At 57.5% G+C, this 12,036-nt stretch carries 7 protein-coding genes; 5 read left to right on the top strand and 2 right to left on the bottom strand.

The window, feature by feature from the left end; all coding sequences use genetic code 11:
• Positions 1-74 precede the first annotated feature (74 nt).
• The 3 genes from G547_RS0114545 to G547_RS21660 all read left to right on the top strand — a co-directional run bounded on the left by G547_RS0114545 (position 75) and on the right by G547_RS21660 (position 5,986).
• Positions 75-890 (top strand): polysaccharide deacetylase family protein, encoded by an 816-nt coding sequence (locus tag G547_RS0114545; protein WP_027330481.1) that lies wholly within the window; start codon positions 75-77, stop codon positions 888-890.
• Between the two features lie 323 nt (positions 891-1,213).
• Positions 1,214-3,730 carry a glycoside hydrolase family 3 N-terminal domain-containing protein gene (locus tag G547_RS0114540; RefSeq protein ID WP_027330480.1) on the top strand — a complete coding sequence of 839 codons (2,517 nt, stop codon included), beginning with the start codon at positions 1,214-1,216 and terminating at the stop codon, positions 3,728-3,730.
• Between the two features lie 87 nt (positions 3,731-3,817).
• On the top strand, positions 3,818-5,986 hold the full coding sequence (locus G547_RS21660; protein WP_051235531.1) for a glycoside hydrolase family 16 protein: 2,169 nt from the start codon (positions 3,818-3,820) through the stop codon (positions 5,984-5,986).
• Between the two features lie 51 nt (positions 5,987-6,037).
• On the opposite strand, the gene G547_RS0114530 is transcribed toward G547_RS21660, so the two are convergent.
• Positions 6,038-7,180, bottom strand: coding sequence for a helix-turn-helix domain-containing protein (locus G547_RS0114530; protein WP_027330479.1), 1,143 nt, complete (start codon positions 7,178-7,180; stop codon positions 6,038-6,040).
• Between the two features lie 372 nt (positions 7,181-7,552).
• Between G547_RS0114530 and G547_RS21655 the strand changes: the two genes are divergently transcribed.
• Together G547_RS21655 and G547_RS0114520 are read left to right on the top strand one after the other, a co-directional pair.
• The gene (locus G547_RS21655; protein ID WP_245573488.1) at positions 7,553-9,493 is read left to right on the top strand and encodes a glycoside hydrolase family 9 protein; all 1,941 of its coding nucleotides are present in this window, start codon (positions 7,553-7,555) and stop codon (positions 9,491-9,493) included.
• Between the two features lie 126 nt (positions 9,494-9,619).
• Complete coding sequence (locus G547_RS0114520; RefSeq protein ID WP_051235530.1) at positions 9,620-10,588, top strand: alpha/beta hydrolase; 969 nt, start codon at positions 9,620-9,622, stop codon at positions 10,586-10,588.
• Here the strand turns inward: G547_RS0114520 and serA are convergent.
• Positions 10,585-11,814 carry a phosphoglycerate dehydrogenase gene (serA, locus tag G547_RS0114515; protein WP_027330477.1) on the bottom strand — a complete coding sequence of 410 codons (1,230 nt, stop codon included), beginning with the start codon at positions 11,812-11,814 and terminating at the stop codon, positions 10,585-10,587. The genes G547_RS0114520 and serA overlap by 4 nt on opposite strands.
• Positions 11,815-12,036: the final 222 nt, after the last annotated feature.

Genomic DNA, 12,036 nt, shown 5'->3' with positions numbered 1-12,036 from the left:
CTATTCCCCTTGTGCGGCACCTTACGGTGCCGCTTTTTTGCGTTATCACTCTTTACCTTGTCAAAGGTCCCGCTATGAACCATAAAATTCCGGGTTTTTGGAAGTCTTCCCTGTTTTTCGCAGCCATTTTCAGTCTGCTGCCCTTGGTATCTCATGCCGGGGAATTCTCCTGGCCCAACGGCGCCAAGGCGGCGGTTAACCTTGCTTATGACGATGCCTTGGCCTCCCAGCTTGAGAACGTCATTCCCGCATTGAACGAGCGGGGCTTTCGCGGCAGCTTTTACATTCCCGCAGGCGCGCCTCTGGTGATGGAGCGGCTGGAAGAATGGCGTGCGGCTGCCAAGCAAGGGCATGAATTGGGCAATCACTCTCTGTTTCACCAGTGTGACAAGCAACTGGCTGGCCGGGAGTGGGTCGAGCCGCACCGGGATTTGAGCCAGATTCCGCCGGCCGCGTGGGCTGAGCAGATCGCTTTGGCCAACGATTTTCTGAAACTGATCGATGGCAAAGATGAACGCACCTTCACTCCGCCCTGCGGGGACCTGAAGGTTGGTGATACGGACTACCTCGGCCGGGTCAAATCGCTATTCGTTGCCTCCAAGGCCTTCGGGGCCGGAGCCGTCACCGCGTCCATGCAAGACCTGGACCCTTACGCCGTTACCGTGACCGCTCCGGCCGGCGTTACTGGGGAGGCGTTGATTGCGTTGGTGGAGGAGGCGGCCCGCAAGGGAACCATGGCAAACTTCACCTTTCATGGCGTGGGTGGCGACCACCTCAGTGTTTCGGTGGCAGCCCATAATGCCCTGCTCGACCATTTGGCGGCCCACCCTGAGCGTTACTGGGTGGACAGTTTTGTCAATATCATGACCTACGTCACCGACCAGCAGTAACCCCATGAGCCCGGCGCCTGTCGGGCTGTCCCACCTTTCCCTGTCCACGTTCGATTAAAAGTGGCAAACACCACCTTTTGCCCACCTCCCAAAGTGGGACGACGGCTTGTGACGCTTCCCTAACAATGGCAATACGGGCGAGCTTGGGACTCGTCCGTGGTTGCTGTACGACGTTATCTCCTGGTACGTGTCGGGTCCGGAAGCACTGTTACCTCAGTGATGGGCCGGGCCCTCAAACGTCGGACTCTCCTTGATACCATTGGCTCCGCGCGGGTGACCCCGGGGCCTTTTTTCTCCCATACCGAATAACAGTGAGATCGAGAATGAAGAAGTCCATGACCCGCTGGGTTCCTCTGACGCTGGCGTTGCTGGTCGGCTGCAGTGGCTCCCCCTCAACTGACACCGCTGTCTCGCCTAAAACGGGTGATGCCTCTGTCTGGCCTGAAATGCACTCTCCGCTGAACGATCCGGGCGCCTACGAGGCTGAGATCGATGCGATGCTGGCCAAGATGAGTGTGGAAGAGAAAGTTGGCCAATTGATTCAGCCTGAATTGCGCAACGTGACTCCCGAGGACGTCAAGCGCTACCATTTGGGCTCGATCCTGAACGGCGGTGGTTCCTTTCCCGGCGGTGATAAAAATGCCCCGGCCAGCGCCTGGCTGGCGTTGGCTGATGAGTTCTATCGGGCCTCCATGGATACCAGCGACGGTCGCGTCGCCATCCCCCTTGTCTGGGCTACGGACGCGGTCCACGGGCATAATAACGTCAAGGGCGCGACGCTCTTTCCCCACAATATTGCCCTTGGCGCGACGCGTAATCCGAACCTGATTCGACGCATCGGTGAAGTGACGGCGCGAGAAGTGTCTGTGACCGGGCTGGACTGGAATTTCTCTCCGACGCTGGCCGTGGCCCGGGATGACCGATGGGGGCGGACTTACGAAGCCTACTCTGAGGACCCGGAGACTCTGTACGAGTATGGCAAAGCCATGGTGACCGGCCTGCAGGGAGAGGTAAATACCGAAGGCTTTTTTGATCGTGGCCACGTCTGGGCGACCGCCAAGCATTTCATCGCGGATGGTGGCACTGAAGGTGGTATCGATCGTGGTGATGCCAAAATCAGCGAATCCGAGTTGCGCGATCTTCACGCCGCCGGCTACTTCGGAGCGCTGGATGCCGGGGTGCAGACGGTGATGGCTTCGTTTAGTAGCTGGCAGGGCGAAAAGCTGCACGGGCACCGCTACCTGTTAACCGATGTCCTCAAGGGGGAGCTTGGTTTTGACGGCCTGATTGTCGGTGACTGGAATGGTCACGAGTTTGTTGATGGCTGCCGCCAGGATAGCTGTCCCCAGGCGATTAATGCGGGACTGGACATCTTCATGGTCCCGGATCAGTGGCGGACACTGCATGCCAACACCGTGGCGCAAGTCAAAAGTGGCGAGATTTCCAAAGCCCGTTTGAACGACGCCGTGCGGCGTGTGTTACGGGTCAAATTCCGTTCCGGGATGTTTGATAAAGGGCTGCCCTCAGAGCGCTATTACGCCGGAGCGAGCGAGCTGCTTGGCGCGCCGGCGCATCGGGCCGTGGCGCGGCAAGCGGTTCGGGAAAGCCTGGTGCTTCTAAAAAATAACAACCAGCTATTGCCGTTGAGCCCTGGCCAGGATGTGCTTGTGGCCGGTGACGGGGCGGACAATATCGGTAAACAGGCTGGTGGCTGGACCCTCACCTGGCAAGGCACGGGCAATACCAGTGACGACTTCCCCGGGGCTACCTCGATTTACGATGGCATCGTCAATGCGGTCGAAGCGGCCGGAGGCCGTGCCGAGCTCAGCGTTGAGGGCCATTACAGCACGAAACCGGATGTTGCCGTAGTCGTTTTCGGTGAGGACCCCTATGCGGAAATGCAAGGGGACCGCGCGAACCTGGACTACGAACCGGAGGCTGACTGGGTGCTACTGAAACGTCTGCAGTCGGAAGGCATTCCGGTTGTTTCGGTCTTTCTCACCGGGCGCCCCTTGTGGGTCAACCCCGAAATCAACGCTTCCGATGCCTTTGTCGTTGCCTGGTTGCCGGGCTCGGAAGGTGGCGGCGTGGCTGATGTTCTCTTCCGGAATGAAAACGGTGATATCGCCTACGATTTTACCGGAAAGCTGTCATTTTCCTGGCCTGCTCGGGCGGATCAGACACCCGTCAACCGCAATGATGATCGGGAGCCGCTATTCCCCTACGGCTATGGGTTGACCTACGAGGATGACGGCGAGCTGGGCTCGCTCCCCGAAGACAGCGGCCTGTCCCGGGCAGCAGCGCAAACCCGACTATTCCTGTTTGATAATCGCCCCATGGAACCCTGGGAACTCGTATTGAGCGATGTCTCCGAGCGCGCGCTCGTCATGAGCGGCAGCGAGGCTTCCTTGCCGGGCATCGAAGCAACCGCTGTGGACCGCGAGTTCCAGGAAGACAGCCGCCAATTGCACTGGACGGGCGCTGGCGAGGCAGAAGTCGCGTTGCGCTCACAAGGTCGGGTGGACTTGTCTGCCTATCGCGAGTCGGGCGTGTTGTTGCTCGACCTGAAAATCGACGCAGCGCCGAACGCTCCGGTTACTCTGGGTATGCGCTGTGGCCAGGATTGCGTCAGCGCAGTCGATATCAGCGGTTGGCTTGACGCCCACGCGGATGGCCAATGGCACACCCTGGCTATCGATGCGGACTGCCTGATGAGCGGGGGCGTAAACCCCTCCATGGTGCTTTCGCCTCTGTATCTCGCCACGGGTGGTGAGCTGACCCTCACCCTGAATGACGTGCGTTTGGTCACTGAATACGAGGAGGAAGGACTCTGCCCGTAACAGGGGTGGTGTAACCACCCCAATGGTCTCTCTCGCGGGACGTGGGTGAGACCAACACACACGACTGATGATAATAACGAGGTGTTTATGAAAGCATTCAATCACCCAACGATCGGCTTGGGTTTGGCTTTACTGTTACTGGCCGGTTGCGGCAGTGACTCCGACGATGATTCCGGGAGCTCTAGTAGTAGCGAGTCCTCCGCCAGCAGTAGCGAATCGTCTTCCAGCAACAGCGCGAGTTCCAGCAGTGAAGGTCCCGGTAATGGTTGGGCCATGGTTTGGAGCGATGAGTTCGAAGGCGAGACCATCGATTCTGAAAAATGGTCCCACGAAGTGAATTGCGCCGGCGGTGGCAACAACGAACTCCAGTGTTATACCGACCGGGAAGAAAACAGTTTTGTTGAAGACGGCATGCTGCACCTTGTGGCAAAAGCGGAAACCTTCAGCGGACCGGGCGTCTTTGATGATGATCCCGCCTACAGTCCTGATGATACGTCCGTCACTCGCGACTATACCTCCGCCCGCCTGCGCAGCAAAAACAAGGGCGACTGGACCTACGGGCGCATTGAAGTCCGGGCGAAAATGCCCCAGGGGCAGGGCCTGTGGCCCGCCATCTGGATGTTGCCGACCGATTTCTCCTATGGCGCTTGGGCCGCCAGTGGAGAGATTGATATTTTTGAAGCGGTTAATAGCAATACCGAAGGGTTCGGTAACGAAATGCACGGCACCCTGCACTATGGTGGCGCCTGGCCCAACAACGTTTATAGCGGCACCTCACACGAACCGGATGATCCTATTTGGGACAACTTCCACACCTATGCTCTTGAATGGGAAGAAGGCGAAATGCGCTGGTACGTGAACGATGTTCACTTCGCAACACAAACCAGTGATGGCTGGTACAACGTGTACTGGGCCGGAGAGGAAAAGGGTTTTAAAGTGGGTGAGGGCGCGGCGCCGTTTAATGAGCGCTTCCATTTGCTGTTGAACGTGGCCGTAGGCGGTACCTGGCCCGGCGCGCCGAATGATCAGACCAGTTTCCCGCAGGAAATGGTGGTGGACTATGTGCGCGTGTATGAATGCAGTGATGACCCGGAAACCGGGAAGGGTTGTGCCACGAACGTGGATGAGTCCATTGAACCGCTATCCGGCCACACGCCCCCCGAACAGGTATCGACCGACCTGTATCGCAATGGTGCGGCGACGCTGACCTTCCAGGTGGATGGGACGACCGTGGAGAATACATTGGTTCCGGGTTTTTACTCGCCGACGGCGGGCAATGTTGTCTCAACCCCGATGGCGGATGGCCCCTGGTCCATCCAGTTCAATGCCTCTCCGGGCAACGCTTTTCTCAGCTCCGAGTCCATGGCAGAAGAGCCCGCTGTTGAGGACGGCTTTCAGTTCACCAACATGGAAGATTACGGCGAGCTACGTTTCGATCTTTTGGTAGAGGCCATTGAGCCGGAGACCGAACTGTTGGTCAAGGTAGACAGCGGCTGGCCCGACGTCAGCTTTACTTCCATAGACGTTCCGCAAACGGGGGAGTGGACGACCATTACCGTTCCCATGTCCGAACTTCAACCCAATGACGTCCAACCCGGAGCGGTGGACTTTGGAGCGGTTACCAATCCTTTCGTTATCGAGCCCAAGGGGGGTACCGCGGAAATCGAACTCAATAATATTCAAGTGCGTTGTATGTCTCCTTGCGGTATTGAACCTATTCCCGCCGGTGTCAGTACCGTGCTGGACAGCAGCTTCGATGTCTACGTTGACGGAGCGCCAGGGGTGAATTGGGATTTTGGCGTTGGGACCTGGGACAATAATACCGGACATGTGAGTGTGTCTGATGTGGAAGACCCGGATCGCGGCACCGTGCTGCAAGTGGTTTTCAGTGAAAGCTCGAACAATGGCTTGATGTTTGTGCAAAGTACCAACGCCAAAGATGCGACCGCTTTCGCGGCCGACGGTAAACTGGAGTTTGATATCAAAGTGTTAAGCTATGGCTCAAATACCGCTGGCCTGGTAGTGAAGGCAGAAAGTGGGCCCAGCGAGGGCACCGGCGATTTGCTTATTGAGCCGGCGCCTCCGGTCGGAGAGTGGACTTCGGTCTCCATTCCGGTTGCCGATATGCTCAATCACCCGGGAACCAACCCAGCTTTTGATCTCGGGGCCTTCAATACACCGTTCGTTTTTCTTCCCGTGTGGGATGACCAAAGCGGCGTTCAAGTGCAGTTTGATAATATCCGGTGGACTCGTTAACCCCACTGGGTGATCAGTGCTTCTAAAGCGGCTCCTTGAGAGCCGCTTTTTTTATTCCGCTTTATGATTCATTCGTTTGCGGTACTCCGAAGGAGACTCTCCTACCAAGCGTTTGAAAAAGCGGTGAAACGCGGACTTGCTGTTGAAGCCTGATTCCAGAAGAATATCCAGAATGGTCTTTTCCGTCAGTGTCGGGTCAGCCAGTAACCGTTTGGCTTCCTCCACCCGATAAGAGTTGATGAACTCAAAAAAATTTGTGCCGAAATGCTTGTTGATGACCGATGACACCTCTTTAACTGGCAATTTCAGTCGGGCACCGAACTGCTCGATGTTGAGGTTTTGCTGCAGGTAGATTTTGTCGTTCTCCATCGCATCGCGAACCCGGTCGATGGCTGAATCGGACGGCTTCTCCTCCGCGGGGGCCCGTGTGTCATCGGAGCGGGTCGTCAGTAACTGGTGGGCGTAGACCAGACTATAGGTGAACAGAGCATTAATCAGAATAAAGGTGAAGTAGTTGTCGGCAATGCCCAGGTAGTCTGCGGTTTCTGGAGAGCTGTACTTTGCCAGAACGTGTACCGTGGTGGACCAGGCCCAACTGGCAAAGAAACCGAGCGTGAGAATATTCAGCCAGCGCGGCTCGGTGCTGGAAAAGTGAGAGTATTCATCTTTCAGCTCGGAGCGGTAGCGCTGCACCAGCGCCACGGCGGCGAAAGAGTAGACCAGGGGTACCAGCTTGGCGGCGTCCCATAGTGAAGTGACCACTTGCTCAGGCTGAGGTTCGCCCATGGCCCAGATATAGCGTAACGAGTTGCTGTCGATACCGAACGTCGCCATTATTATGACGGCTACCAGTGCGGGGATGAGATGTAGCAAGTGCAAGGGCTTGAGAGTGAAGTGCGCCCGGGTGATCGACGCCACGTAGAGGTAGAGCGTCGGCCCTTTCACCATGAGAGACACTATCAGAAAGTAAGGGATCCAATAGTGATCGATGGTGGGCGTAGTGTGCAGCTGGTCGTTCCAGAGCACCAGGGTGGTGACCGCGGCCACCGCAATAACGATCAAGAAAACGCTCAAAAGCCGCCCGTAGAGCCGATTCTGGGCAGGGAGCGCGGCCTGTAATAGCGCGAGCAGGATGCTTTCCGCCACGGTCATCAACAGGACCACGTCGTGAATATTAAAAATATAATCTTTCATTAACTTTGGTATGCCGATTTTTATAGTAATGACGGAGTTTGACTGTTTTTGGCGAGTTACCCCTCCGTGACCACTATTCAGCTTGTCCGAGCCGGGTGTGCTTGCTCTTCGGCTACTCACCAGTGGCGTTATTATCGCACGGATTCACTTTATCTGTGTCTCATGCGTTGAGCAATCTTTTGCCCGCTTCGTATTGCGTCAGGTCGGTTTGGTAGCTTTGGCCTCAAAATGAGAACTTGTCGCACAAACTGCCTCTTGAAAAGCGCGAGAGAGGCCCCTATTGTCTTATTGTTAGGTAGACTAAAAGAGGGTTCCAGAAGCAACCCCTATGGACGTTAACAATCGATAATAACTCCCACGAGGCCCCTCCCCATGTTTGGAATGATCAAGCGGTCAATATCCTGCCTTTTGTGTCTGGCGTTCCTGTCAGGCTGCGGTTCTTCCTCCGGTGATGACAGCCCGGAGTCGGACAGCTCCAGCTCAGACGAGCAAAGCAGCTCAGAGACACAGAGTAGTTCTGAGACCCAGAACAGCTCGGATGGCACCTCCAGTGAGTCAACCTCGGAGGGGCAGTCAAGCAGTCTGGCCAGCAGCTCCGCGGCTCAGCAGAGTGAATCCAGTGACCAGAGTAGCGCCAGCAGTGCGCCGGCCGAACTGGGCGGCATACGGGTGAACCAGGTTGGCTTTCTGCCTCAGGCTCAAAAGCTGGCGGTCATCCCCGAGGCCGAGGCAGAGATGTTCTCCCTGATCGACCGCCAGTCCGGAGAGGCCGTTTACACGGGCGCGCTGTCGACCGCCCTTCAGTGGTCTCCAGCGGGTGAAGCGGTCAGCTTGGCTGATTTTTCCGGGTGGGTAGAGCCGGGCGACTATCTCGTGCGTGTGGAGGGCGTGGGCGACTCACACCCCTTCGAAATTGGAAGCGATGTTTACGACTCACTGAGTGACGCGGCCTTGAAAGCCTACTATTTCAACCGGGCAAGCACGGCACTGAGTGAGGTGCATGCGGGTGAGTATGCCCGGCCGATGGGGCATCCCGATATGAATGTGTTGGTTCACGAGACCGCCGCTGATGGCTCGCGCTCTCCCGGAGACAGCATTGAAGCTCCCAGAGGTTGGTATGACGCGGGGGATTTTGGCAAGTATGTAGTTAACTCCGGGATTTCCACCTATACCCTACTGGCAGCCTACGAACACTTCCCGGAGTATTACACCGGCAAAGACGTGAATATCCCTGAAAGCGACAATGGCCGGGCGGACATCCTCGACGAGGCGTTGTGGAATCTGTCCTGGATGCTCCAAATGCAAGACGAAGACGGGGGCGTTTACCATAAACTGACGACGCTCAACTTTGCCGGTATTCAGATGCCTCACGAGGCCGCGGGCGATCGCTATGTGATTGGTAAGGGCACCTCGGCGACCCTGAACTTTGCCGCCGTTATGGCGATGGCCAGCCGGGTGTACGAGCCGATTGACGCGACGCTGTCCACTGAGATGCTGAACGCCGCGATCAGTGCCTGGCAATGGGCGCTCGACAATCCTGACGTGGCGTTTGAAAACCCGGCGGATGTCAGCACCGGGGAGTACGGGGACGCGGGCCCGTTCGTGGACGAATTTGCTTGGGCCGCCGCCGAGCTTTTCATTACCACGGAAGAAACCCACTACTATGACGCCTTTAAGCGGCGCAATATTGATAACTGGGTTCCCGCTTGGCCCGACACTCGCGGGCTGGCCTGGATGTCGCTGGCGTTTCATAAAGACCTGCTGAGCGATCCGGCGGATGTCGAGGCGGTTGAAACCCAGATACTGAATGTCGCCAATACGCTGGCCAGCCTCGATCAAAGTTCCAGTTACCGGGTGGCCATGGTGGACGGCGACTTTTATTGGGGCAGCAACGGCAATGTGCTCAACCGGGCGATGATGCTGCTGCAGGGCTACCGGCTGAGGCCTTCGGAAACCCGCTACCGGGAAGCGGCCCAGTCGCTGTTCGATTACATTCTGGGGCGCAATCCCACCGGCTATTCCTACGTGACCGGCCACGGCGATAAAACGCCCATGCATATTCACCATCGTGCCTCGGAGGCGGACGATATCGAAGCGCCGGTCCCCGGCTTTGTGGTGGGCGGCCCGAATATCGACTACCCGGCAGACTGCGAAGACCAGGGTATCAACTATCCGGCGGGGGATGAGGCCATCGCCAAGGCCTACCTGGATGATTGGTGCAGCTACTCCACCAACGAAGTCACCATCAACTGGAATGCGCCTCTGGTTTATGTAAGTGGCGCGCTCCAGGTGATGACCGATACCGCGGAATAAACGATCGCCCCGGCGATCGGGGCCCTTCTCCACGCCGCGTGCCCTCTCTTGGCGCGCGGCTTTCTTTCCTCGTTTGTCTTTCCAATTTTGCTAGACTGGAAGCTCCTTTGTCGACGGAGCCCGCTTGTGAGTCTGTCTGAAAATGCCCCCGATTTTTCCCGGTTGCCCGCGCTCCTGCCCGAGTTGCACTTTGATCTGGAGCGCGATGCGCGCTGCCAAGGTGACCCACAGGTTCGAGCCTACCTTAAGCACTATGGACTCGACATGGAGGCGGCTTTTCCCGATGTGGCGCACCGGATGGGGTACTCGCGGGTGGAAGGTTGGGATATCGCCGTACAATACTGGGTTCCCGAAAACCCTCAAGGCACTTTCACCATCGTGCACGGCTATTTTGATCATTCGGCGTTGTATGCCCAGGCGGTGCACTTTGCTCTGGAAAGAAGGCTTTCGGTCTTGGCCTATGATCACCCCGGCCATGGGTTGAGCTCGGGAGAACGTTTGGTTATCGACAGTTTTAACCGCTATGCCGACGTGCTTGATGCACTGTTGCAGAGCTCAGCCAGGCTGTTCTCGGGGCCCCGTTACGCCTTTGGCCAGAGTATGGGCGGTGCCACCTTGCTCAACCACCTTTGGCGTTACGGGCCCGCTCTCACCGGTAGAACCGCTCTGTTCGCACCGTTAGTGTTACCTCAAGCCTGGGGGCTCAGTAAGTGGTTGTATGCGCTGCTGCACCGTTGGGTGAAGGAAGTGCCTCGTACTTTCACTGACAGCTCTCACGATGATGACTTCAACGATTTTCTCGAGCACAAGGACCCCCTTCAGTACCGCAAAGTCAGCGTCGAGTGGGTGGGGGCCATGAAGGCCTGGGACGAAACTTTTCGTAGCTGGCCCGTGAGGGACGATGAGCTGCTCATTGTTCAGGGAACGGGGGATGGTACCGTGGACTGGCAGTACAACCTGCAGCAGATCGGCCGGCTATTGCCGAATCTGAGGGTCGAGATGATTACCGAGGCGAGGCATCACTTGGTCAACGAGAGTCAAGGGTACCGCGACCCCGCTTTCGCGGCGGTCGCGGACTTCTTTTTCGGGCGTTAGAAAAGCACCCGGCAGCGGATCGTGCCCTGAATCTCCCGAAGCTGTTTGAGCACTTCGGGGCTGTAGGGCGAGTAGATATCCAGCACCACGTAGCCCACCTTCTCGTTGGTCTGCAGGTACTGGGCCGCGATATTGATTTCGTTGTCCGAGAAAATCCGGTTGATTGCGGACATGACACCGGGCACGTTGGCATGTACGTGCAGCAGGCGGTGCGCGTCCGGGTGCCCCGGCAGGGCGACTTCCGGGAAGTTGACCGAGCTGGTGGTGGTGCCGTTGTCGGAGTACATCACCAGCTTTTCCGCCACTTCCACCCCGATATTCTGCTGCGCCTCTACGGTGGAGCCACCAATGTGTGGGGTCAGAATCACATTGTCCAGGCCTCGCAGGGGGCTGACGAACTCGTCGCTGTTGCCTTTGGGCTCGACCGGAAATACATCGATGGCCGCGCCGGCCAGTTTGTCGGCCTTGATCGCCTCCGCCAGAGCATCGATCTCGATGACCGTACCGCGAGAAGCGTTGATCAGAATCGAGCCGGGCTTCATCTGCTCAAGCTCTTCGGCTCCGATCATGTTCTTGGTGGACCCGGTTTCCGGTACATGCAGGCTGACGATGTCGGAGTGGTTCAGCAGTTCGTTCAGGCTGCGCATCTGGGCGGCATTACCCAGCGGTAGCTTGGGGATCACATCGTAAAAGCAGACTTTCATTCCCAGCGACTCGGCCAGAACACTCAGCTGACTGCCGATCGAGCCGTAGCCGATAATCCCCAGGGTCTTGCCCCGAATCTCGTAGGATCCCAGGGCGGATTTCTTCCAGCCGCCGCGATGGCAGGCGGCGTTCTTTTCCGGGATGCCCCGAAGCAACAGGATGGCTTCGGCCAACACCAGTTCGGCGACCGAGCGGGTGTTGGAGTAGGGGGCGTTGAAGACTGCCACGCCGTGTTCCTGGGCTGCCTGCAGGTCGACCTGATTGGTACCGATGCAGAAGCAGCCGGCGGCGATCAGCTTGTGGGCGTTTTCAAAGACGTTGCGGGTCAGTTGAGTGCGCGAACGCAGGCCGACGAAGTGGGCGTCTTTGATCCGTTCGATCAGTTCCTCTTCGGACAGCGCGGTTTTGAGGTAGTCGATGTTGGTGTAACCGGCGGCGTTGAGGGTGTCGACGGCGGACTGGTGGACGCCTTCCAGCAGCAGGAATTTGATTTTGCTTTTGTCCAATGACTTCTTGCTCATGAACGCTGTCACCTCAGCTGATTCGGGTTGTGCGGGGGAGGGGTGGAAAAGAGGGTCGGCATGATAGCACATCTTCCTCTGGCGTTGGATGTCGTTTAGTCCGGTTCGGTATGGGGTGCACTGTCCCCGGACACGCCGTAAACCCATGACGTGAAGGGATTCACTAATGCCGCGATGGCATGGATGCCAGAGAGCGGCCCCTGGGGGCTCGAATCGCGGGTC

The organism is Marinimicrobium agarilyticum DSM 16975, from assembly GCF_000423345.1.
Lineage (GTDB): Bacteria > Pseudomonadota > Gammaproteobacteria > Pseudomonadales > Cellvibrionaceae > Marinimicrobium > Marinimicrobium agarilyticum.
Note: the sequence above shows the minus strand (reverse complement) of the source record. Positions and strands in the feature narration are given on the sequence as shown.